Raw genomic sequence first — 24,396 nt, 5'->3', positions numbered from 1 at the left:
AGTTATTTACAAGGAAAGTATATGAAAGATTTAATATCTGTTGTTGTAACTTGTTACAACCATCAAGATTACATTGAACAGTGTTTGCGCAGTATTTTTGCTCAGACCTATCGAAATATTGAGCTGCTCGTATTGGATGATGGCTCCTCTGACCATTCTGCTGAAATCATAGAGGCTGTCTTGGCGGATTCCCCTTTTCCGACGCGGTTTGAAAGTCACGAAAATATGGGGGTCGTCAAGACAAGAAACAAGGCTTTGCAGCAAATTCAAGGCACTTATTTTATTTTTGTGGATAGTGACGATTTTCTGGATTCGGACTATATTGAGAATTTCTACACTAGCATGGTTCAAGAGGAGGCAGATATTGTCTATGGTGATTTGTATGACCCTGATAAAAAGGAAGTTTACCTTAAATCACGGCCTTATGACAAGCTAGCTTTCTTAACGGAAAATTTTATTTCCAACTGTTCCCTCATTCGTCGTTCGGTTGCTGATGGTATTTATTATGATGAAGCGCTGAATCGTGAAAAACTAGAAGACTATGATTTTCTTTTAAACTTAATTATCAATCAAGGTGCGAAACCAGTTTATGATGCAAAAACAAAGCTGAATTACCGGGTCTTTGATAAGGAATCAATCTCTAAACGGGATTCTACGAGATATCATTATGAAATGTATCTGAAAATTCTGCGTAAGTATGTGAGACAGATACCAGATGAAATATACCAAGCTTTGGGCAAGAACATATTTACACTGGAAGGTCGTTTGGATGAGTTGATTCAGCATATGGATAAAGTGAACGACTATGTTCTTGAACTGCAGGAGGAACAGAGGCAGTTACATAAAAATCTAGACTCCTTGAAATCCAGACTGAGAACGATAAAGGAACAGCGAGATGAGGCTATTCAGGAGCAGTTTCGTATTCGCCGATCTATTTCCTATCGACTGGGGAATGGCATGATTACGCCATTGAAACGTTTGGCTCAGATAATCAAAAATCCTCGCAGTATCAAAGCTGTTTTAAGTCGGATTAAGCAACAGCTGGTTCGTTTGAAACGCCAAGTTAAGTCTCCTAAGGTTTATTATTATCAATGGTTGCGGAACTCTCAAAGGGAAAAAGCTTTAGCTTCAGTTTCAAGCGGAGAAAAAGTCTTAGTCTATGTCATTTTTGAATCCGAGCCACGCTTGCAGCAGTATAAGGTTATCTTTTTAGAAAAGTTAGCAGCTTTGGCTGATAAGACTCTCATCGTCGTTAACGGCGGACTGGCTGAAGAGGACATAGAAACTTTAGAGCAGTATGGGCAAGTCTTGGTGCGGGATAATAGTGGCTATGATACGGCAGCTTTTCGTGAAGGCATTCTTTCTTTAGGAAAGGAAACGTTGCAGCATTGCTCTCAGCTGATGCTCGTCAATGACACCAATATCGGTCCTATGACTGATTTAGCAGCAGTCTTTCAAACCATGGCTGGCAGAAATCTTGATTTTTGGGGAATTTCTTATGGTGAGACCCAGGAAGATATCACTGGTTTTAACCGCTATGGTTACATTCCAAATCATTTGCAATCCTATTTTCTAGTAATCGAGCCTTTGCTGCTTCAGTCCGAAGAATTCTACGACTATTGGCAAGTGCTGACTGACACGGATTCACGGGAAGAAGCAATCGGAAAACATGAAACGACTTTTACCAAGTACTTTGCTGACTTGGGATATCGTTACGATGCCTTGGTTCACGAAAATCAGGATTCGGCTATGTATATTCATCCATTAAGGATGTTAAAGGCGGGCTGTCCTCTGATTAAGTATACTTCTTTGAAGAATTATGATGATCAGCAGTTTTTATGGCAAGGTCTGGAAAGAGAGTCAGAAGTTCCTGATGTATTGGACTATGTTCGGGAGAAGACAGACTATCCAGTAGAAATTCTTGAGAACATTGTTCAAAAATTTAAAGCGGTGCCTCGTGATCAATATATTCTCATCATTGACGGTGTAGAGAATATCATTCCGCAGTGTACGCGCTACCGTGTACTCAATAAGGCAGAGCAGCTTAGAAAGAATGGTTTTGCAGTGAAAGTGGTCAATGCGTCTGAGTTTAGTCTGACTCAAGCCCAGTATTCCAGCCACATCATTATCTACCGCGCTCCTTGGTCCGCTCAGCTCCAGCTTTTATGTGATTTGGCTCGGGAGGAGCATAAGCCAGTCTATTTTGATATTGATGATTTGGTCTTTGATACCCTTTATACGGACCAGCTGAGCTATACCCAAGGTTTGTCTGAGAAGGAAAAGGGCAATTACGATGCTGGTGTCAAGAATTACGGGAAAATGCTGGCGGCTTGTGATGGGGCGATTACCTCTACGAATCAGCTAAAAGAGGAATTGCTCAAATATAAGAACTCCGTCCTGCTGAATCGTAATTTGGCGTCCAGCGAATTGATTGCGGTTAGCTCGCAGTTCTTGAAGGAAGACTTTGGTGCAGACGACAGGATCAAAATCGGTTATTTCTCTGGTTCCATCAGCCACAATGAAAATTTTGAGCTCATCAAGCCGGCTATCAAAGAAGTGCTAGACAACTACCCAACTGTGGAGCTTCATATTGTAGGGCACTTGGATATCCCGCAGGATATGAAACAATATACACAGCGTATTGTCGTCCATGAGTATGTGGACTGGAAGGCCTTGCCTCAGTTGATTAGTCAGGTTGATATTAATCTGGCTCCTCTGGTTGACTCAGTCTTTAATCGGGCTAAGTCAGAAATCAAGTGGATAGAAGCAGCTCTAGTCAAGGTGCCAACGATTGCCAGTCATATCGGTGCCTTTGCAGACATGATGATTGACGGTCAGACTGGACTTTTAGCCAAGGATAGTGAATGGAAAGAAAAGCTGGAAAGCCTGATTCTTTCTGCGGATTTACGCAGAGAACTGGCCGAGAATGCCTACGCTTTTGTAGTAGAAAATTGCAGTTTAGATAAAAAAGATGAAATGGTGACTTATTTTGAAAAGAAATAGAGAAGTAAAAGTCGAGAATATTTTCTTATTATTGGCAAGTATCTTTGTCTTGACTTTTATGATTGCACAGCCAATTAATCGGGTGCCTGATGAGACCAATCACGCTCGTATGACATGGGAAATCTTCCATAAACCGACCAATCGAACATATAAATGGATGGACAAAATCCCATCCACTCCGAATGTTTCGCCGGCAGAGTACAAGCAGCTGTTCACAGAGAAGATAGATCTGGCGCAAGAAGAGTTTACCTTTGGCTTTAATCTCAAGGCCATCTCTTTCCTGCCTCAGCTCCTAGGTATGACCTTGGGAAGCATGCTTTATCCGTCAGTAGGCTTCATCGTGATGATGGGGAGGCTCTTTAATGCTTTGGCATATATCATCGGGGTTTATCTGCTTATTAAATACTTCAAATATGGCAAAAAAGCTCTGCTTTTCCTATCTCTTTTGCCTATTATGGTCCAGCAGGCTGCTTCTCTCTCTTACGATGTGATGAGCTATCTGGAGATTATGTTGATGGTTGGCTTTTTGACCAATATTGCCTACCATAAGAAATTTACCAACAGAAATGTACTTGAGCTTTTGGTGATTTCTATAGGCCTCTTTGTCACCAAACCGAATAATGTCCTTTTATTAGGCTTGCTGCCTTTTGTTGACTTTGAGTTTGAAGGATTCCTTGCGGTTCTGAACAAGCCTTTTGTTGCAACCAAAGCTTTTGTAGCTCGTTATCGCCCTATCTTCTATGTACTTGGTTTTTCCGCTTTTTTTCTTGCCTTGCATCTGGCATTTCGCAATCAGGGAGGGCTCGTGCACTATGGCCAAGTCTTACTGAATACGCTCTTTAAACAAAGTGTTAATGGCGACTTGAATACGATTTTGACAATTGGTATGATTGGCTTTTTAGGGAATTTTACTATCCAGCTGCCGCTTTGGCTAATTTTTATTGATGTGGCAGTTTTGGCGCTTATCTTCTTGCAGTCGCAGAAAGATTTTATGACCAAGGGCTACACAGTCATGTCGCGTTATCTGTTTCTGGTTCAAGTGATTGCTGTTGTGTCGATTATGTATCTGCAGTGGACGCCCATCGTCCTCGGTAAAGGTGCCATGATATCGGTTGGTGCTCAGGGACGTTATTTTACACCCTTCTTGATCTTACTGCTACCAACTGTTGCTAATCTAGGAACCTTGGACATTAAAGACAGAGTGGTGAATCGAATGATGGTTGGGACTCTGGTAGCTAACTTCTTGGTTTCCCTCTACTTGATGGTGCCCTTTTATTGGAATGTATTAGGATAAGCTATGAAAAAAAAGATATTATTCATTTCGCCGACTGGAACGCTGGATAATGGAGCTGAAATCTCTATTGTCAATTTGATGGAATACTTGGTCCAGACTGGTCATCAGGTTATCAATGCGATTCCGGATTATCATGTAGCTGTTCAGCAGGACTATATATCCAGCTTGGCAGCCTTGGGTGTTGAGACTATAGCCTTGCCGTCAGTTAAATGGTGGTGGAATGACGCACCTGGTGGCCTGCCTGGTAGTCCTGAGTCTAGAGCTCGGTCTTATCAGGATAATACCTCAGCGCTCAGAAAGATACTAACGGAGCGAAAGATTGATTTGGTTATTACCAACACAGCCAATATGTTTCAAGGTGCAGTGGCAGCGGCCTGCGAGAATGTTCCGCATTTCTGGCTGATTCATGAATTTCCTGACGGAGAGTTTGGTTACTATAAGGAAAAGCTAGATTTTATCAGTGATTATTCGCAGGAAATATTTGCAGTTAGAGGAGCCTTGCAGAGACAGTTACAGGAGCTGCTACCAAACAGAAAAGTCTTGTCTTTTGCGCCTTTTACGAAAATTCAGCCTACTGATATAGGAGAAAAGGATGGAGCCGAAAGGCGTATCGTGTCAGTTGGGCGTTTGACAGAGCGGAAAAATCAATTAGAATTAATAAAAGCCTATTCCAAGCTATCTCAGCCAAAACCGGCTTTGGTTTTTATCGGTGCCTGGGATGAGGAGTACAAAAAAAGATGCGATACCTATATCACCGAACACCAGATAAAAAATATTAGCTTCTTAGGGCCCAAGGACAATCCTTGGGCAGAGGTGACGGCAGCAGACCTAGCGGTATTTCCGTCTGCGATGGAGACCTTTGGTTTAGTCTATATTGAAGCGATTATGAATGGCCTTCCGACCATTTTGTCGGATAATCCTGGTCATCTATCCGCCTATGAAATCTTTGAAGAAGGCCAGCTCTATTCTTCTGGCAATATCGAGGAGTTGGCTGATAAGATAAACCTTGCCTTGGCAAACTTTGAGGGATTAAAAGACCAGTCGGTGGCCAATCTTGGCAAAATCCAAGAGCGCTACACAGTTCAGAGTGTTTACCAAAACTTATTGGATAAGATAGAAAACACTGAAATGTACCAGGCTAACTCCTTGCGCCATGTCAAGTGCTTATTGGATACAAATTTACCTTCTCAATCAGCCAGCTCTTTCTTACGCAAAGTGAAAAATAAGCTGCTTTCTGGTAGAAGAGGTTAAAGAAAGAAAAGGACAAGTGTAGCCGCGGCTCTACCTGTCCTTTTTGTATTATACAAACACACTAGAAAGTGGTATAATAGAATGGATTGTAAAATCTTGAATTGAGGGAAATCATGAAACATGTCTTCATCATCGGGAGTCGGGGACTTCCTGCCAAATATGGAGGATTTGAAACCTTTGTCGAGAAATTGACAGAGCATCAAATCTCTTCTCAAATCCAGTATCATGTGGCTTGCCTATCAGATGATGAAGCTTTTCATCATTTTGACTACAAGGGAGTAGACTGCTTTACAGTCAAGCCACCCAAGCTTGGTCCTGCCCGCGTAATTGCCTATGACATGATGGCTGTCTCCTACGCCCTCAAGTTTGCTAAGAAAGAGCAGATTGAGCAGCCAATTTTTTACATTCTTGGAAATACGATTGGTGCTTTTATCCTTCCCTTTGCTCGTCGTATCCATCAGGCAGGCGGTCAATTCTTTATCAATCCTGACGGGTTGGAGTGGAAGCGGGCCAAGTGGTCTAAGCCAGTCCAAGCCTATCTCAAATATTCTGAGAAGGTTATGACCAAGTACGCAGACTTGGTTATTGCGGACAATCAAGGCATCGAAAGCTATGTTCAAAAAGCTTATCCTTGGTCTAAAACGACCTGTATCGCTTATGGAACCGACCTTTATCTGTCCAATTTGACGGAAAACGAAGGCAAGGTCAGGGTCTTCTTTGAAAAGTGGGCCAGTAAGGAAAAAGACTATTACCTCATTGTCGGACGCTTCGTTCCGGAAAACAACTATGAAACCATCATTCAAGAATTCATGAAATCCAAAACCAGACGTGACTTGCTGATCATCTGCAATCATGAGGGCAATCCCTATTTTGAAGAGCTCAAGCAGAAAACAGGCTTTGACCGTGATTCTCGCATTAAGTTTGTCGGTACGGTCTACGATCAGAATCTGCTCAAATATATCCGTAATCATGCTTTTGCATACATACATGGGCATGAGGTTGGTGGGACCAATCCGGGACTCTTGGAAGCTCTGGCTCAGACAGATGCCAATCTGGTATTGGATGTGGATTTCAATCGGAAAGTAGCCAAGGAAACGGCTCTATACTGGCAAAAAGAACCTGGCCAGCTGGCCCAACTGATTGACCAAGTAGATGCGCAAACAGAGTTTACGGAGCTAGGTCAAGCCGCCAAAGAAAATATGAAAGAAAACTACACATGGGAAAAAATTGTGGGTGAATACGAGGATTTATTTTTATCATGAAAGTGACCATTCTTCTGTCCACCTATAATGGGGAGCAGTTTCTGGCCGAGCAGATTAAGAGTATTCAAGAGCAGACATATAGGGACTGGCAGCTGCTGATTCGTGATGATGGATCTACAGATGGGACGCGGGCTGTCATTGAGGAATTTTGCCGCAAGGATGACCGCGTTGCCTTTATCAATCGGGAAAATCCGCAAAATCTGGGTGTCATTCAGAGTTTTCATAGCCTGCTTCAATACCAAGATTCGGATTTCTATCTCTTTAGCGACCAAGATGACGTTTGGCTGCCAGACAAGATTGCCATGCAATTGGCTGAGGCAGACAAGTATGATAGCAGTCAGCCCTTGCTGGTGTATACTGACTTGAAGGTCGTGGATCAAGAGCTACAGGTTGTTCACGAAAGCATGATTCGCACTCAGTCAGATCACGCTAATACAGAACTAGTCCAAGAGTTGACGGAGAATACGGTGACGGGCGGTGTTTCTATGATAAATCGCGCCTTGGCCCAACTTTGGACTGGGGAGGAAGAGCATGAACTGCTCATGCACGACTGGTATCTGGGCTTGCTGGCTGCGGCTTTTGGTAATCTAGTCTATATTGACAAGCCGGGTGAGCTCTATCGTCAGCATTCAAATAATGTGCTAGGAGCTCGAACGCTCAGAAAACGCGTAAAAAACTGGGTGCGTCCCCATGTTCTTTTTGCCAAATATTGGAAATTGATAAAAGATAGTCAGACTCAGGCTAGAAATTTGCTGGTCCTGCCTCTGACTGCTGAAAATAGAGAGCTAATTGAGAACTTTGTGACCATTATGGAGGTGCCTTTTAAAGAGCGCTGGCGCAGGATTCGCCAGTATGGCTACCGTAAAAACCGTGCTTTTCATACCCTGGTTTTTACGAGCCTCATTCTCACAAAGTTTGCTTATAAGGAGTAATATTCATGGATTTTTTTAGTAAAAAAAATCGTATTCTTTTGAAAGAATTAATCAAGACGGATTTTAAGTTGCGTTATCAAGGGTCCTTGGTCGGCTATCTCTGGTCGATTTTGAAGCCATTGATGATGTTTACTATCATGTATCTGGTCTTTGTCCGCTTTTTGCGTTTTGATGACGGAACACCCCACTATACAGTAGGGCTTTTGATGGGGATGGTCTTCTGGTCTTTCTTTACTGAAGCCACCAATATGGGCATGCTTTCCATCGTGTCTCGGGGAGATTTGCTTCGTAAATTAAACTTTCCCAAGCATACCATCGTCATTTCATCGGTTCTTGGAGCAGCTATTAATTTTCTGATTAATCTGGTCGTTGTTTTCCTTTTCGCCTTGATTAATCAGGTGGAATTTGGCTTGCATACGCTGGTGATTATTCCTCTTTTTCTGGAGGTATTGGTTTTGGCAATGGGCTGCGCCCTCATGCTGTCTTCCTTGTTTGTGAAGTATCGGGATATTGGACCGATTTGGGAAGTGGCTCTTCAAGCAGGAATGTATGCTAGTCCTATTATTTACTCTCTGACCTTTCTTTTGCAGCGGAAGCAATTCTTTGTCGCTAAAATAATGATGCTCAATCCGATTGCCCAGATGCTGCAGGATATGCGCCATTTCATCGTTTCTCCTGTCAATGTCAGAGGCTGGGATATCGTGAACAACAAACTAATCGCCCTTATTCCTTATATGATTCCTTTTGTGATATTGGCTCTAGGTTTGTTCTTCTTTAATAAAAATGCTAAGAGATTTGCGGAGATTTTATAATGTCAAATAATATTGCAGTAAAAGTCGACCATGTAAGTAAATTCTTTCGATTGCCTACTGAGGCTACTCAGAGTTTGAGAACCAGTTTGGTCAATCGTTTTAAGGGGATCAAAGGCTACAAAGAACAGCATGTTTTGAAAGATATTTCCTTTGAGGTCGAAAAAGGTGACTTCTACGGGATTGTCGGCCGCAATGGATCTGGTAAGTCCACTCTCCTGAAAATTATCTCTGAGATTTATATTCCGGAGAAGGGAAAGGTAACTATTGATGGTAAGTTGGTTTCCTTTATTGAACTGGGTGTCGGATTCAATCCAGAACTAACTGGCCGCGAAAATGTCTATATGAACGGTGCCATGCTGGGATTCTCAACAGAAGAAGTAGATGCCATGTACGATGATATCGTGGAGTTTGCTGAGCTGGGCGAGTTTATGAACCAAAAACTTAAGAATTATTCCAGCGGTATGCAAGTGCGTCTGGCCTTTTCAGTGGCCATCAAGGCTCAGGGTGATATTCTGATTTTGGACGAGGTCTTGGCTGTCGGGGACGAAGCCTTTCAGCGTAAGTGTAATGACTATTTCAAAGATCGCAAGGAGTCAGGCAAGACGACCATTCTGGTGACCCATGACATGGGAGCTGTTAAAAAATATTGTAATAAGGCTGTCTTGATTGAAAATGGCTTGGTCAAGGCTATCGGCAATCCAGATGATGTGGCCAACCAGTACAGTCTGGACAATGCGACTGAAACAAAAGCCATGAACGAAGGATTCCAGGTTGAGAATGCAGCGGTTTCTGATTTGAAGGTTAAGCTCTTGCATTCGCCTCAGATTTCACCTGAACAAGAGATTGAATTTGAAATTTCTTATCAGGTAAATCAAGACCTACCGACCTATGTTTCCTTTTCTCTGACAGATATCGATCGAACCATCTGGCTTTACAATGATAATTCCATGGATCAGCCAACAGAAGGACCTGGAAAGAAGCGCTTGACTTACAAGTGTCATGTGTCACAGATAAATAACGCTAAGTTAAAACTGCAGGTTTCAGTGCGGGATCAGGAAGAACAGATTCTAGCCTTTGCAGACTCTCAGAACAACCCTGTTATCTTAGTCAATCGCCAGGATATTAAGGATGACGATGTCTCTGCTAAGGATTCTGCCACTGGCTTAATCCAGCGTAATGGCAGTTGGAAGATTTCTCAATCATAAAGAATAAGGTATTTTCATGGAACGAATATTACTCTATGTTCATTTCAATAAATGCAATCATATAAGCGGTCATGTCTTCTATCAATTGGAGCAGCTAAAGCCGCTTTTTTCTAAGATTATTTTTATTTCAAATAGTCCTTTGAGCGATGAGGACAAATGCCGGCTGAGAGAAGACTTGGGAATTGCTGACTTGCTTGAGCGGGATAATCGAGGCTTTGATTTTGCTGCCTGGCGTGACGGTATGAACTGGCTGGGTTTTGATACTTTGCAGAACTCAGACTCTCTGACTCTCATGAACGACACTTGCTTTGGTCCGCTATGGGATTTGGCGCCCATTTATCAGCGCTTTGAAGAGGATTCGCAAGTTGATTTTTGGGGAATGACTAATTTTCGCAAGACCAGGTACTTTGAAGAACACCTGCAGAGCTACTTTGTCACCTTTAAGCAGTCAGTTCTCAAAGACAAGTCTTTCCGTGAATTTTGGTCTCAGGTAGAAGATTTTACTGACGTTCAAGATGTGATAGACCATTACGAGACCCAGTTTACCAAGCGCTTTGTAGAGGCAGGATTCAGATATCAAGTTCTCTTTGATACCCGTCAGGAAGAAGCGGGAGAATTGCTTCATCCAGACTTTTCATACTATAAGCCCCTTAGGATTCTGGAAGCAAAGGTTCCTTTTCTAAAGGTGAAGGCTCTCACAGGCAATCCTTTTTTGGCTAGGTATTTGCTGGAAGAACTTGAAAGCAACTCATCCTATCCGACTTCTCTTATTAGGGAACATCTTTTCTATCATTTTGGTCCGGACCTTCCTTGTTTGCTGCAGGATAAGTATTTGTCCCAATCGACTTCAAGCTATCGGGCTGAACATCCTGTCCTCCTGCATATTCATGTGACGGATTTTCCTATTTTTCAGCAGTATCAGGACAAGCTATTTTCTCTGCCGTCTCAGTATCAGTATTTAGTGACTGTAGCGCAGCCAGAAATGCTGAAACAGTTGCAGACAGCTCTGGGTCATCTGGGCAATAAAGTTCAGATTGTCCTAAGTCAGACATCTCATGCCTGGCTTGCCATGCTGGAGCAGAAGGAAATTCTGCAAAACTATGCTTATATCGGCCACCTATCTACTCATCAATTGGTGGAGAATCAGGCAGTTTTTGACCAAGCTATGCGCTCTGATTTGATAAATATGATGGTGGATTATGCGGATGCAAGCATAGAAGCGCTAGAGAAGGAGTCTGTTGTAGGGCTGGTTGTTCCAGATTTACCGCGTCTAGTCAGGGACGGCTTGTTTGAGACAGAACCGCCGCGTCCAAGACTATCTGCTATTTGGCAGGAAGTTGGTTTGCATAAGTCTTTTGACTTTATGACCACCCCTTCTCTGACGAGAGTCTATGGCGGCTTCTTATGGTTCAAATATTCTGCTTTGGCTAGTTGGTTCCAGATGAAGAGCTTAGAAAGTCTGCCATCCTCTGATCAGGAGCTGTCTGATGTTTTAGAGCATTTATTGGTTTATCTAGCTTGGGACAGTCATTCTGATTTCAAGATTATGCCCTTATCTTCCCTCCCCCCTTTACTGGACTGGCAGAGGAAAAAAGCAGAGTTGACCGAGCAAAAAGAAAAATTAAGTCAGAAAAATTTATCTCAAAAGATTAGAAATCGTTTGTCCAATCTTTTAAAGAAAAAGTGAGATTCTTAATTCACAAAAATCTCGCTAGAGAATATAACTATTTACCAGAAAGAAAAATGAAATTTTTACTCAATCACTATAAGCAGTTCTCATACCTGCTGATTAGTTTTTTGCTTTTAGATATAGTCGCTGTTACGACAGTCTTATTGTTGGAGGAAGGCGAAGATTTGCGGAACTATCCAGCCTTGTGGCTGGCCTTTCTGATGCTGCTCCCTCTTTTGTTTGGCTTGGGCAAGCTTTTGTCTCAGCTCTTCAGCAAAAGATTCTTTATAAAGTCAGCTATTATATACGCTCTCTATACAGGATTCTCTTACTTACTGACAGTAACGCAGCATGTCAATGATTTTGAGTTCAAAGCAGATCAAGTGTTTAGCAATCATTTTTGGCAGTTTAACTCCCTGCCTGGCTTGCTTTTGATTTTCTTATTTGCTTATATTTTTATCCATTTTCCAAAGCTTAAAAAACGCTTCCCGGGTAAGTTTTTGCAGGTTACCAAGAAAAATAGAGAGGTACTGGAAAATCTTTTTCTGTCCCAGCTCTTCCTATTTCTTGCTTTGATGGACGATAAGATGCCGGAATTGCTGCATCACCAAAGCTATTTAGTGAATTTCCTTGAGGAAGGCAAGTTGGAAATAACGCAGAACTTTATGCTAACTTTCCTCTGCCTTATCGCACTTATCTTTATCCTGCTTTCTCTCCCAAGCTTTCTAGCTGTTAAGGGATTGCGCGATCTCGCTCAGAATAAACCTAGTGTTTCTGTTGCTTTTGTGTTGAGTGCAGTCTTTGCTCTTGTATTTAATTACACCATTCAAAATACTATCCGAGGAGATGTAGTTGTTTTAGAGAGGTATCTTTTCACTGGAGCCAGTCTCTTTCAAATCATCGTTTTTTTCATGATTTTTATGGCTCTTTACCTAATTTTCAATCATTTTCTCCTACCAACCATGCTTATAACAGCGCTAGTGGTGATTGCCACCATAGCTAGCAGTCTGAAATTTCAGTATCGCCAAGAGCCGATTTTGCCAAGTGATATGGTCTGGCTGAGAAATCCTAAGACCCTCTTTGACTTTCTCGGAGGCAATTATGGATTTTATGCTATCTTGGGACTAGTTGCTCTAGGCGCTCTCTATTGGTATTTGCGCAAGAAAATATTGCCAGGAAAGCTCATTACCGTTCTTAAATACCAGCTCCTCTTGCTAGTCCTGCCCCTGGTCTTTTTCTTGGGAGTCATTGATATATTTGCCACTAAAAAGAATGGCAAAATAGTAGAGAATATTCCAGTTATTTCGGTCTTGAATAATTACCATGACCTGACTTGGATGGGAAATACTGTCAATTCACAGCTACGCTCCCTTTCCTTTGTCTGGTTTTCACAGATGTCGGATACAACCATGACTGAGCCACGTGGCTATTCCAAAGCAAAGATTCAAGAGATAGAAAAGAAATACAAGGGGATTGCTGAAGCTATTAACAAAGAGCGCCATAATAAAATCGAAGATCAAACGGTCATTTATCTCCTGAGCGAAAGTTTTTCTGACCCTGCTCGAGTTGACGGCGTTACTATGTCTGAAAATCCTATTCCTTATATCCAGGAAGTGAAATCCCATACTACTAGTGGACTTATGAAGTCAGATGGTTATGGTGGAGGAACGGCCAACATGGAATTTCAGACCCTGACTGGTTTACCTTTTTATAATCTGTCTCCGTCTATTTCGGTTCTCTACACTGAAATTGTCCCGAGGATGAATAGATTCCCTTCCATTAGTGATGCTTATTCATCTAAGAATCGGACAGTAATCCATCTGGCCTCCCCTAGCAATTATGCCAGAAATGTCATTTACCAAGATTTGGGATTTGATACCTTTATTCACTATGGTACCAAAGGCCTGAAAGGTAATAATATTGGTGGGAATTACAGCGATCAAACGACTTATAATCAAGTCTTGGAGCATTTGAATGGCAAGCAGGGACAGTTTTTCTCTGTTATGACCATGCAGAATCACATGCCTTGGAGTGAGCCTAATCCTGTCTACATGTCTGCCAGCTATCCTGACTTTAGCAAGGAAGGGAACGAATCTCTTTCTAGCTATGTCAGAATGCTGTATCACACAGATCAGGCGACCAAGGAGTTTCTTGAGAAGCTTTCAAAGGTAGATAAAAAGGTAACGGTCGTCTTTTATGGCGATCATCTGCCAGGTCTCTATCCTCAGTCAGCCTTTAAAGAAGATCCAGAAAGCCAATATCTGACAGATTATTTCGTTTGGAGCAATTATGAAACTCCTAAACTCGATTATCCAAGAGTCAATTCTAGCGATTTCTCCGCTCTCTTACTGGAGCAGACAAATTCCAAAGTATCACCTTACTATGCTTTATTAACAGAAGTATTGCATAAGGCCAGCGTGGATAAAAAGGAATTGGACGAAGAAGCTCAAGAAATAGCAGATGATTTGAAACTGATTGAGTATGATATGGTCAGAGGAAAGGGCTACTTGTCTGATAGCTTCTTTAAGACAGCAAAATCATAAATAAAAAAATAGAATAGGCAAGTCTACCTGTTCTATTTTTTCTTAATTTATGCTAAACTAGTAATATGGGGGTGTGAGCATGATAAAGATTTTCGGTAAGGTTCGCTATCACTGGCAGCCAGATGTAGCTATCCTGATAATATATTGGTCTTTATCGGTCATTCCGATTTTTGTTGGCCTTGCTTTAATGTATGAAAGCTCACGAGTGCCGACTCTTGTTCTGTTTTCTTTCTTCTTGTTCATGGTTTTGTTGGGAATGGGAGTTCATCGTTATTTTACCATTTATGACGATGGAACCTTGCGAATTATCACAGCCAATCCCTTTACTCCGATAAAGGTCAAGATTTCAGATATTGAAAAAGTCGAAGTGACCAAGACGTCAATTACCTTATATTTTAAAGGGCAGAGTCGCAGCCGGAGTTTTTGTATGCGCAAGTGGCCTAAAAAATATTTTGTCAATGCCCTGGCCCTTAATGAGCATTTTAAGGGTGAGGTAGAATTAGTAGACAATTTTACCCATATTGACTATTTTGAAGCTTACTATGGCAGTCAGTCTAAAAAATCCTAGTCTTTCAAAAGAGCTCGGGTTGGGCAGTTTTTGATGGCTTCCACGACATCGGGATCCTCAGCGATTTCCTTTTCTAGGAGCTGGTCGTCCTGGTAAAATTTGACGATGCCATTGTCATGATAGTCAAAAAGATCTGAGTAGGTTTGACAAAGCCCACAGGCAATGCACCGTTCGGGAATGAGTGTTACTTTCATACCCATATTGTAATAAGATTTTAAGAAAAACTCAAGGAGGAAGTCATGGAAAAAGAACCATGGGAAGAAGATGTATACGATAACGGAGAAGATAAGTTGAAACGAACTAAGAAGTTTAGCGCCTTGAATGCAGATCGCTTGTTGACCATATTAACCATTATTTTCTGTATTTTAGTGGTTGCGGTTGTGTGCTTCCTGACCTATCTGTCTACTGGTGGAAGTAATAGACAGACACAAATGGAAGGTTTCTATGGCACTTCAGCAGCAAGTTCCAGCAGTGAAGCGTCTTCTACAGCAGAGCAGACGGCGGCGAATACCACAGAATCCTCTGAGGGAACTCTGACTGTCCAGCCTGGTGAAGGTGAGGCAGCCATTGCGGCGCGTGCAGGTATTTCTATTGCCAAGCTTGAACAGCTTAACCCTTCTCATATGTCCACTGGTTCTTGGTATGCCAATCCAGGTGACGTTGTGAAGATTGAGTAGGAGCCAGCTATGAAACAGATTCAAATTGCGATTGACGGTCCTGCTTCCAGTGGAAAATCGACCGTTGCTAAGATTATTGCCAAGGACTTTGGCTATACTTATTTAGATACAGGAGCCATGTACCGGGCTGCAACCTATCTGGCTCTGCGGCATCATCTGACAGAAGCAGACGCCACTGAAATTGTAGACTTGCTCAATAATCATTCGGTCAGTTTTGGTCGAGCGGAAGATGGTGAGCAGCTAGTCTTTGTTGGCGATGTGGATGTGACTCACCCAATTCGCGAAAATGAAGTTACCAATAATGTTTCCTGGGTATCTGCCATTCCTCAAGTCCGTGAGAAACTGGTGGCCTTGCAGCAGCAAATTGCAGCTCAGGGAGGGATTGTCATGGATGGCCGTGATATTGGAACGGTTGTCTTGCCTCAGGCTGAGCTCAAGATTTATCTGGTAGCTTCGGTTGAGGAAAGAGCTGAGCGCCGATATAAGGAAAATCTATCTAAAGGCATTCCTGCTGACTTGGAGAAACTGAAAGAAGAAATTGCCGAGCGGGATTATAAGGACAGTCACCGCGAGGTTTCACCACTGAGACCGGCTGATGATGCCCTGCATTTTGATACTACGGGTGTTGGCATTTCTGAAGTTGTTGCATTTATCGAAGAAAAAGCGAAAAAAATCATTGACAAATAAAATGAAACTTGGTATGATAGTAGAGTTGAGAAAAGCAGAAGTGAGAGCTTCTCGCCTTGCGACTAACGTTGTCTGGCTCTACAGGATTCAGTTTCAGTAATGAAATACTATCGTGTAGTGCGGGTTTGCGTTAGCAGGTCCGCACTTGTTTTTCTCTAAAAATAAAAAAAGAGGTGAAAACCATAGCAAAACAAGACTTATTCATCAATGATGAAATTCGTGTGCGTGAAGTTCGCTTGATCGGTCTTGACGGCGAACAATTAGGTATTAAACCGCTGAGCGAAGCGCAGTCTCTTGCGGATGAAGCAAATGTCGATTTGGTCCTGATTCAGCCACAAGCTAAACCACCTGTTGCAAAAATTATGGACTACGGTAAGTTCAAATTTGAGTACCAGAAAAAACAAAAAGAACAACGCAAGAAACAAAGTGTTGTTACTGTGAAGGAAGTTCGTCTGAGTCCAACCATTGACAAGGGAGATTTTGACACTAAACTTCGCAACGCACGCAAGTTCCTTGAAAAAGGAAATAAAATAAAGGTATCTATCCGCTTCAAAGGTCGGATGATTACCCACAAAGAAATCGGGGCTAAAGTTTTAGCAGATTTTGCTGAAGCGACTCAAGATGTTGCTATCATTGAACAAAAGCCTAAGATGGATGGACGTCAGATGTTCATGCAGATGGCGCCAATTCCTGACAAAAAATAGATTGTCAGAAAGATAGAAAAAGGAGAAAACATTATGCCAAAACAAAAAACACACCGCGCATCAGCTAAACGTTTCAAACGTACAGGTTCTGGTGGCTTGAAACGTTTCCGTGCTTACACTTCTCACCGTTTCCACGGAAAGACTAAGAAACAACGCCGTCATCTTCGCAAAGCAGGAATGGTGCATGCAGGAGATTTCAAGCGTATCAAAGCAATGCTTACAGGTCTGAAATAAGAGCTACTGTAACGATTATCTAGGAAATATTGGAGGAAATATAAATGGCACGTGTTAAAGGTGGCGTTGTATCACGCAAACGCCGTAAACGTATTTTAAAATTAGCTAAAGGTTACTATGGAGCAAAACATATCTTGTTCCGTACTGCAAAAGAGCAAGTAATGAACTCTTACTACTATGCATACCGTGACCGTCGTCAGAAAAAACGTGACTTCCGCAAACTTTGGATCACTCGTATCAATGCGGCAGCTCGTTTGAACGGACTTTCATACTCACAATTGATGCATGGTTTGAAATTGGCTGAGATTGAAGTTAACCGTAAAATGTTGGCTGACTTGGCTGTTAACGATGCAGCAGCTTTCACAGCTCTTGCAGATGCAGCTAAAGCTAAGCTTGGTAAATAATTAAAATAAGAACTGAGGATTTCCTTGGTTCTTTTTCCATAACTCTTAATGAAAAGTATGGAGAGAGAAATTGCCTGCCATGCCACTTATATTATAGATAAAGGCTTGTTACTGATAAGACAGCTTTCATGGTAAAGCTAGTTAAAAATAGGGATTTGCGATATAATAGAAAAAACAGACATTTATGTAAATAAAAAATCAGTAGAATGGAGAAATTATGTCAGAAAATCGTTTGGCTTGGGACCAGTATTTTGCGGCTCAGGCTCTCTTAATCGCTAATCGTTCAACCTGCAAGCGGGCCAAGGTCGGCGCTGTCTTGGTCAAGGATAATAAGGTTATTTCAACTGGTTACAATGGCTCTGTTTCGGGGACTGAGCACTGTATTGACCATGAGTGCTTGGTCATTGACGGTCACTGCGTACGGACCTTGCATGCTGAGGTCAATGCCATCTTGCAAGGAGCCGAGCGGGGAGTTCCCAAGGGCTTTACAGCTTATGTGACCCATTTTCCCTGCCTCAACTGTACCAAGCAACTGCTTCAGGTCGGCTGCAAACGGGTTGTCTTTATCAACCAATATCGGATAGATGACTATGCTCAGTATCTCTACAAGGAAAAAGAGGTGGAATTGGTTCATTTGCCGCTGGATGATGTCAAGAAGGCTATCGCTCAAACGGATTTAGTTTAGAAGAGAAGTTCTGGAGATAAAAAGAGAAGGCAGATGAATGATAAATTGGCAGCTGCTTGGCAGCATTTCTTTGAAGGACAGTTAAATAAGGCCGAAGAACTAGAGCAGCAGCTGGAAAAAGATTCTTTTAGCCGCTGGAATTTACGAGCTTATCTAGCTGTAGAAAGGCAAGATTATCAGAATGCTTTTGCAAATTTGGAGATTTATCTGATTCAGGCTCAGAATGATGGTGATATTGAAAATGAGCATATCGCTTATCATCAGCTAGGTTATGTTGCTAGAGTTGCGGGAGATTTTTATCAAGCTTTAGAGTGGATAGAAAAAGAAGCTGCTTTCCTAGCGATGTATTTCCCAGATGACCATTATCGTCAATCAGTTAATCTCTATGAGCTAGGCTACCTAAATCTTAAATTAGGCCGATTGACTCAAGCTCAGGAGTTTATGCGAAAGGCGCATATCTATGCTAAGGAGTCAGATGATGTGATAAACCATGCATGTATTTGCCGAGGATTGGGTGAAATTGCTCAAGCTTTGGGAAATCTCAAAGAAGCAAGAACCAACTTTGCGGCTGCTATCAGACTTTTTGACCAAGCTGATGATGCTATCGGTAAGGCGGAAGTTGAAGAGTTGTTAGCAAGCTGCCCTTAGTTTATCATTGCAATAAAGCTATAGTTTCTGATTATAGCTTTTTCTATTAAAAAAATTCTGAATTTTTTAGGGAAAAGTGGTATAATGAGAAAGTTATATAGTCCCGATAAGGTGGTAGGAAACTTCTATCAGTACTTTGTAACTCGCAAACAATGACGGCTCCAAAAGTCGCACGTCATTCTACGGTTGCCGCTATTCTGCGGTCAACCTATGCGTCTTACTAGCTTCAGAAATAAAAAGGTATTGTTTTTATTTCTTTCGCGTCGTAACTCGCAGGTGACATGTTTTTAAAGAGTTTTTGAGTTTGTTTACTTGTTTAATATTTTTTAAGGGGGGACATTTCTATGTCAGAACGTAAACTTTTCACGTCTGAGTCTGTATCGGAGGGGCATCCCGATAAGATTGCAGACCAAATTTCCGATGCTATTTTGGATGCTGTCTTGAGTCAGGATCCAGATGCCCATGTGGCTGCTGAAACAGCCGTTTATACGGGCTCAGTTCATGTTTTTGGTGAAATTTCAACCACAGCCTATGTGGATATCAATTGTGTGGTTCGTGATACCATTGCAGAGATTGGCTACACCAATACAGAGTATGGATTTTCAGCCGAGACAGTCGGTGTGCATCCGTCTTTGGTAGAGCAGTCGCCAGATATTGCTCAGGGTGTCAATGAAGCTTTGGAGGTTCGTGGGAATGCGGATCAAGATCCATTGGACTTAATCGGTGCTGGAGACCAGGGGCTTATGTTTGGCTTTGCAGTGGATGAAACGCCAGAGCTCATGCCGCTTCCTATCTCGCTCAGTCACAAGCTAGTCCGTCGATTGGCAGAGTTGCGCAAATCAGGAGAGATTGCCTATCTGCGTCCAGATGCCAAGTCACAGGTGACCGTTGAGTATGATGAAAATGACCAGCCTGTGCGCGTGGATACGGTAGTTATTTCGACCCAGCATGACCCAGAAGTGACCAATGAAGAGATTCATCGTGATGTGATTGAAAAGGTAATTAAAGCAGTTATTCCAGCCCAGTATTTGGATGATAAGACGAAATTCTTCATCAATCCAACCGGTCGCTTTGTAATTGGCGGCCCGCAAGGTGACTCTGGCTTGACTGGACGTAAGATTATTGTGGATACTTACGGCGGTTATGCTCGTCACGGTGGCGGTGCCTTCTCTGGTAAGGATGCAACCAAGGTCGATCGCTCAGCTTCATACGCAGCTCGCTACATCGCTAAAAACATCGTGGCGGCTGGACTGGCCAAGAAAGCAGAAGTGCAGTTAGCCTATGCCATTGGTGTGGCTCAGCCGGTTTCTGTACGGATTGATACTTTTGGAACTGGTGCTGTTGCAGAAAGCAAGCTTCAGGAAGCTGTTCGTCAGATTTTTGATCTGCGTCCGGCCGGTATCATTCAAATGCTGGATTTGAAACGACCAATCTACTGTCAGACAGCAGCTTATGGCCACATGGGTAGGACAGACATTGACCTGCCTTGGGAAAAGTTGGATAAGGTAGAGGCTTTGAAGGCAGCAGTGCAGTAAGATGACAGTTCTCAATCGTCATGATTGGGAACTTTTCTATTTTCTAAAGAAAAAGTCATTTCTATACAGGCAACTTTAAAAAGGCAAGCAGTCTAACCTTGTGCTTCTTTCATTTTTTGCAATGCTGTTTTTCTGAAAAATTATTGAAAAAGCCATTTTCCCTGTTTCATTTTAATTTCAATTGTCTTATTTATCTAAAAGTATAGGAAATTTCCCGAATCTGTGGTATAATAAATGGCAATACCTTGAAAGAGCTTTATTTTAAACATGAAAAAAATTGTAATACATGGTGGTCGCCCCTTAAAAGGAGAGGTGACTATTAATGGTGCTAAAAACAGTGTCGTTGCCTTGATTCCGGCTGTGATTCTGGCGGATGATATTGTAACGTTGGATGGTGTTCCTGATATTTCGGACGTGGATAGTCTGATTGATATTATGATTGCCATGGGAGCTAGTGTTACTCGCTCTGAGGACAGTTTGACGATTGATCCGCGCGGTATCCAAAACGTCCCTATGCCTTATGGAAAAATCAACAGTCTAAGAGCATCTTATTATTTCTATGGAAGCTTGCTTGGACGCTATGGTGAAGCGACGGTAGGTCTGCCTGGTGGTTGTGACTTGGGGCCGCGTCCTATTGACTTGCATCTCAAGGCTTTTGAAGCCATGGGGGCTAAGATGACCATGGATGGCAACTACATGAACCTATCCACAGGAGGTCAGCAGCTGAAAGGCGCTAGCATTTATATGGATACGGTCAGCGTGGGCGCTACCATCAATACGATGTTAGCTGCTGTCAAGGCCAAAGGTCGAACCATTATTGAAAATGCAGCGCGGGAGCCAGAAATCATCGATGTGGCAACTCTCTTGAATAATATGGGAGCGCACATCCGTGGAGCAGGAACTGATATTATCACGATTGAGGGGGTTCCACACCTTCATGGAACGCGTCATCAAGTAATTCCTGACCGTATCGAGGCAGGAACTTATATCGCTCTTGCTGCAGCTATTGGTCAGGGAATTCAGATTAATAATGTCCTTTATGAGCATTTAGAGAGTTTTATTGCTAAGCTTGAGGAAATGGGTGTTCGGATGACGGTTTCTGAAGACAGCATTTTTGTCGAAGAGCAGCAAACTCTGAGAGCTATAAACATTAAGACTTCTCCTTATCCAGGCTTTGCAACTGACCTACAACAGCCTATTACCCCGCTCTTGCTGACGGCTAATGGCCATGGTAAAATCACGGACACGATCTATGAGAAGCGGGTTAACCATGTGGCGGAGCTGGCTAAGATGGCAGGCAAAATTTCGACCAGTAGTGATCAGATTGTCTATGAGGGACCAAATCAACTGCAGGGAGCTCAGGTCAAGGCGACCGATTTACGAGCAGGAGCTGCCTTGGTTATTGCTGGTTTGATGGCTCAAGGAAAGACAGAGATTACTAATATCGAGTTTATCTTGCGCGGCTATTCCAATATTATTGAAAAATTAACAAATCTGGGTGCAGATATCCAGTTGATAGAAGAATAAGCGTTTTTCGCTTATTTTTTGTAGAGGTAGCAGATGAATTTGTGGACTCATTTAGCAGCTTGTTCATTTATTGAGACGGAGCATGCTTTTTTGCGGCCTATTGTATTTGAAGATGCAGGGGCTCTATATAAGATTGCGTCCAATCCGGAAAATACTCAGTTCATCTTTCCGACAGAAGCAAGCCTAGAGGAAAGTGAATACGTCATTGCCAATTTCTTTATGAAAAATCCTCTGGGGATTTGGGCTATTTGTCACAAGGAAACGCAGGAAATGATTGGCTCTGTCAAGTTTGAAAAGATGGATGAGATTAAGAAAGAAGCTGAGTTAGGCTATTTTCTGCGGCAAGACCACTGGGGACAAGGGCTGATGACGGAAATTGTTCGAGAAATTGCTTTTCTATCTTTTACCCGCTTTGACTTCAAACGACTTAGTATTATCACTCACGCAGAGAACCTAGCTAGTCAAAAGGTAGCTCAAAAATCTGGCTTCAGCCTCTACCGGCAGTTTAAAGGGAGCGATCGGTACACGAGGAAGATGAGAGATTATCTGGAGTACCGTTATGAGAGAGGAAATTTTAATGAGTAAGCATCAGGAAATTTTAACCTATCTTGAAAATCTTCCAATCGGCAAGAGGGTCAGTGTCCGCAGTATTTCAAACTATCTGGGAGTCAGCGATGGTACGGCCTATCGAGCGATCAAGGAAGCGGAGAACCGCGGTATTGTTGAGACCAGGCCTCGGAGTGGTACGGTTCGGGTCAAGTCCAAGAAAGTTGTCTTGGAGCATCTGACCTATAAGGAAATCGTTGATATTACTGGCTCAGAAGTATTGGCTGGAGAAGATGGTCTAGAAAAAGAGTTCAATAAATTTTCTATCGGAGCCATGACGGAGCAGAATATCCTACGCTATCTGACAGAGGGCGGTCTTTTGATTGTCGGAGACCGGACGAAAATTCAGCTCTTGGCCCTGGAAAATGAGAATGCTGTGTTGGTAACCGGAGGATTTGAAGTCAGCTCGGAAGTTCTGAAGATGGCTAATTTGCTTAATATACCGGTTCTCAGGACCAAGCACGATACCTACACCGTTGCAACCATGATTAATCGTGCCTTATCCAATATGCAGATCAAGACCGATATTTTAACAGTGGAGCAGGTCTATCGCTCCAGCCACGAGTACGGCTTCTTGCATGATACTGATACTGTTCGTGACTATCTGGATTTGGTCCGTCGCAATCGTGCCAGCCGGTTTCCGGTTATCAACCAGCAGCAGATGCTAGTGGGAGTAGTAACCATGCGTGACGCGGGGGATAAGTCGCCTCTGACAACCTTGGATAAGGTCATGACGAAAAATGTCTTTATGACAGGCCTATCTGCCAATATTGCCAATATCAGTCAGCGCATGATTGCAGAAGATTTTGAAATGATACCAGTGGTTCGCAGCAATCAGACCTTGCTAGGTGTGATTACGCGGCGGGATATTATGGAAAAAATGAGCCGTTCTCAAATTTCCAGCTTACCGACTTTCAGTGAGCAGGTGGGACAGAAGATTAGCCGTCAGGATGATTTGTTTTCCTTTACCGTTGAGCCTTTTATGCTGGAGCAAAATGGTGTGCTGGCCAACGGTGTGCTGACAGAAATTCTGACTCGGATTACCCAGCAGCTCATGGTCAACAGCGGCCGCAGCTTGATTATCGACCAGCTGATGATTTATTTCTTTCAGGCGGTTCAGATTGATGACCTACTGCATATCCAGCCGCGCATTATCCGTCAGACTAGGCGGACAGCCATTATAGACTTTGAGATGTATCTGGAAGCGATGCTGGTTGCCAAAGCGACGATTACAGTGAAAATTAATTAAGAAGAGGAAATTAGAGAAAGAATGATTACTTTAAAATCACAGCGTGAAATTGACTTGATGGACAAGAGTGGAGATTTTCTGGCTTCTGTCCATATTGGTTTGAGAGACTTGATTAAGCCAGGTATTGACATGTGGGACATTGAAGAGTATGTTCGCAAGCGTTGTAAAGAAGACAATGCGCTGCCTCTGCAAATTGGTGTTGAAGGCTCTGTCATTGACTATCCTTATGCGACCTGCTGCTCTCTTAATGACGAGGTAGCCCATGCCTTTCCCCGTCATCAGAAGCTGGTAGAAGGTGATGTCATCAGCGTTGATATGGTGGTTGGCTTGATCGATAAGGCAGAGTTGGATGTGTCCAAGCTAGATTTTGACAATGTAGCACAGATGAAGCAGCACACAGAGAGCTTCCGAGGCGGCGTGGCAGACTCTTGCTGGACCTATGCAGTAGGAAAGATTAGCCCAGAAGCTCAGCAGCTGATGGATGTGACCAAGGAATGTCTCTATCGTGGAATTGCGGCAGCTAAGGTCGGCAATCGTATCGGCGACATTGGTGCAGCTATTCAGGAATATGCTGAAAGTCATGGCTATGGCGTTGTGCGGGATTTGGTGGGGCACGGTGTTGGCCCAACCATGCATGAGGAGCCTATGGTGCCGCATTACGGTCGAGCAGGACGCGGCTTGCGCTTGCGTGAGGGAATGGTTCTGACTATCGAGCCCATGATCAATACAGGTACCTGGGAAATTGATACGGACTTTGAGACCGGCTGGGCACATAAAACGCTGGATGGCGGCTTGTCTTGCCAGTATGAGCATCAGTTTGTCATTACAAAAGATGGTCCTGTCATTCTGACCAGCCAGGGAGAAGAAGGGACTTATTAGAAATCAAAGGCTGGGCACTTGT

General features: G+C 42.8%; 23 protein-coding genes and 1 other annotated feature. Of the genes, 22 read left to right on the top strand and 1 reads right to left on the bottom strand.

Annotated elements, in window-relative coordinates:
• The first annotated feature begins 21 nt into the window (after positions 1-21).
• The 10 genes from SSV_RS07020 to SSV_RS06975 all read left to right on the top strand — a co-directional run bounded on the left by SSV_RS07020 (position 22) and on the right by SSV_RS06975 (position 14,539).
• Entirely contained in the window at positions 22-3,003 is a 2,982-nt protein-coding gene (locus SSV_RS07020; protein WP_072074236.1) for a rhamnan synthesis F family protein, read from the top strand.
• Entirely contained in the window at positions 2,990-4,297 is a 1,308-nt protein-coding gene (locus SSV_RS07015) for a DUF2142 domain-containing protein (protein ID WP_072074235.1), read from the top strand. The genes SSV_RS07020 and SSV_RS07015 overlap by 14 nt, the downstream gene beginning before the upstream one ends.
• A 3-nt stretch (positions 4,298-4,300) precedes the next feature.
• Positions 4,301-5,548 (top strand): glycosyltransferase family 4 protein, encoded by a 1,248-nt coding sequence (locus SSV_RS07010; RefSeq protein WP_072074234.1) that lies wholly within the window; start codon positions 4,301-4,303, stop codon positions 5,546-5,548.
• Positions 5,549-5,661: 113 nt separating this feature from the next.
• Positions 5,662-6,810, top strand: coding sequence for a beta 1-4 rhamnosyltransferase Cps2T (cps2T, locus tag SSV_RS07005; protein ID WP_072074233.1), 1,149 nt, complete (start codon positions 5,662-5,664; stop codon positions 6,808-6,810).
• Complete coding sequence (locus SSV_RS07000; RefSeq protein ID WP_072074232.1) at positions 6,807-7,742, top strand: glycosyltransferase family 2 protein; 936 nt, start codon at positions 6,807-6,809, stop codon at positions 7,740-7,742. The genes cps2T and SSV_RS07000 overlap by 4 nt, the downstream gene beginning before the upstream one ends.
• A 5-nt stretch (positions 7,743-7,747) precedes the next feature.
• Positions 7,748-8,554, top strand: coding sequence for an ABC transporter permease (locus SSV_RS06995; RefSeq protein WP_072074231.1), 807 nt, complete (start codon positions 7,748-7,750; stop codon positions 8,552-8,554).
• Complete coding sequence (locus tag SSV_RS06990) at positions 8,554-9,759, top strand: ABC transporter ATP-binding protein (RefSeq protein WP_072074230.1); 1,206 nt, start codon at positions 8,554-8,556, stop codon at positions 9,757-9,759. The genes SSV_RS06995 and SSV_RS06990 overlap by 1 nt, the downstream gene beginning before the upstream one ends.
• Positions 9,760-9,775: 16 nt before the next feature.
• The gene (locus tag SSV_RS06985; RefSeq protein ID WP_072074229.1) at positions 9,776-11,446 is read left to right on the top strand and encodes a rhamnan synthesis F family protein; all 1,671 of its coding nucleotides are present in this window, start codon (positions 9,776-9,778) and stop codon (positions 11,444-11,446) included.
• A 56-nt stretch (positions 11,447-11,502) separates the two neighbouring features.
• Entirely contained in the window at positions 11,503-13,971 is a 2,469-nt protein-coding gene (locus SSV_RS06980) for an LTA synthase family protein (protein WP_176693580.1), read from the top strand.
• A 79-nt stretch (positions 13,972-14,050) separates the two neighbouring features.
• Entirely contained in the window at positions 14,051-14,539 is a 489-nt protein-coding gene (locus SSV_RS06975; protein WP_002895031.1) for an EbsA family protein, read from the top strand.
• Here the strand turns inward: SSV_RS06975 and SSV_RS06970 are convergent.
• Complete coding sequence (locus SSV_RS06970; RefSeq protein WP_295345912.1) at positions 14,536-14,733, bottom strand: ferredoxin; 198 nt, start codon at positions 14,731-14,733, stop codon at positions 14,536-14,538. The two genes, SSV_RS06975 and SSV_RS06970, sit on opposite strands and share 4 nt — an antisense overlap.
• Before the next feature lie 45 nt (positions 14,734-14,778).
• On the opposite strand from SSV_RS06970, the gene SSV_RS06965 reads away from it, so the two are divergent.
• From SSV_RS06965 to SSV_RS06910, 12 genes are all read left to right on the top strand, one after another.
• A complete protein-coding gene (locus SSV_RS06965) occupies positions 14,779-15,216 on the top strand; it encodes an SAG1386/EF1546 family surface-associated protein (protein WP_002895035.1) in 438 nt (145 codons plus the stop codon).
• A 9-nt stretch (positions 15,217-15,225) separates the two neighbouring features.
• A complete protein-coding gene (gene cmk, locus SSV_RS06960; protein WP_072074227.1) occupies positions 15,226-15,903 on the top strand; it encodes a (d)CMP kinase in 678 nt (225 codons plus the stop codon).
• Positions 15,904-15,929: 26 nt separating this feature from the next.
• Positions 15,930-16,060 (top strand) — a sequence feature (ribosomal protein L20 leader region).
• A gap of 16 nt (positions 16,061-16,076) precedes the next feature.
• On the top strand, positions 16,077-16,607 hold the full coding sequence (infC, locus tag SSV_RS06955) for a translation initiation factor IF-3 (protein WP_002895037.1): 531 nt from the start codon (positions 16,077-16,079) through the stop codon (positions 16,605-16,607).
• Between the two features lie 33 nt (positions 16,608-16,640).
• The gene (rpmI, locus tag SSV_RS06950; protein WP_002895038.1) at positions 16,641-16,841 is read left to right on the top strand and encodes a 50S ribosomal protein L35; all 201 of its coding nucleotides are present in this window, start codon (positions 16,641-16,643) and stop codon (positions 16,839-16,841) included.
• 44 nt (positions 16,842-16,885) lie between these two features.
• Positions 16,886-17,245 carry a 50S ribosomal protein L20 gene (gene rplT / locus SSV_RS06945; protein ID WP_000124830.1) on the top strand — a complete coding sequence of 120 codons (360 nt, stop codon included), beginning with the start codon at positions 16,886-16,888 and terminating at the stop codon, positions 17,243-17,245.
• Between the two features lie 217 nt (positions 17,246-17,462).
• The gene (locus SSV_RS06940) at positions 17,463-17,930 is read left to right on the top strand and encodes a deoxycytidylate deaminase (RefSeq protein ID WP_072074226.1); all 468 of its coding nucleotides are present in this window, start codon (positions 17,463-17,465) and stop codon (positions 17,928-17,930) included.
• A 33-nt stretch (positions 17,931-17,963) separates the two neighbouring features.
• The gene (locus SSV_RS06935) at positions 17,964-18,578 is read left to right on the top strand and encodes a tetratricopeptide repeat protein (RefSeq protein ID WP_072074225.1); all 615 of its coding nucleotides are present in this window, start codon (positions 17,964-17,966) and stop codon (positions 18,576-18,578) included.
• A gap of 344 nt (positions 18,579-18,922) precedes the next feature.
• Complete coding sequence (gene metK, locus SSV_RS06930; protein ID WP_072074224.1) at positions 18,923-20,113, top strand: methionine adenosyltransferase; 1,191 nt, start codon at positions 18,923-18,925, stop codon at positions 20,111-20,113.
• A gap of 267 nt (positions 20,114-20,380) precedes the next feature.
• Positions 20,381-21,640: a UDP-N-acetylglucosamine 1-carboxyvinyltransferase gene (locus SSV_RS06925; RefSeq protein ID WP_072074223.1), complete on the top strand. Its 1,260-nt coding sequence runs from the start codon at positions 20,381-20,383 to the stop codon at positions 21,638-21,640.
• Between the two features lie 33 nt (positions 21,641-21,673).
• Positions 21,674-22,225, top strand: coding sequence for a GNAT family N-acetyltransferase (locus tag SSV_RS06920; protein ID WP_072074222.1), 552 nt, complete (start codon positions 21,674-21,676; stop codon positions 22,223-22,225).
• Positions 22,218-23,495: a CBS-HotDog domain-containing transcription factor SpxR gene (gene spxR / locus SSV_RS06915; protein ID WP_009659239.1), complete on the top strand. Its 1,278-nt coding sequence runs from the start codon at positions 22,218-22,220 to the stop codon at positions 23,493-23,495. Before SSV_RS06920 ends, spxR begins: the two co-directional genes overlap by 8 nt.
• A gap of 21 nt (positions 23,496-23,516) precedes the next feature.
• On the top strand, positions 23,517-24,374 hold the full coding sequence (locus SSV_RS06910) for a methionyl aminopeptidase (protein ID WP_072074221.1): 858 nt from the start codon (positions 23,517-23,519) through the stop codon (positions 24,372-24,374).
• Positions 24,375-24,396: the final 22 nt, after the last annotated feature.

The organism is Streptococcus sanguinis (assembly GCF_001078705.1).
GTDB lineage: Bacteria > Bacillota > Bacilli > Lactobacillales > Streptococcaceae > Streptococcus > Streptococcus sanguinis_D.
Note: the sequence above shows the minus strand (reverse complement) of the source record. Positions and strands in the feature narration are given on the sequence as shown.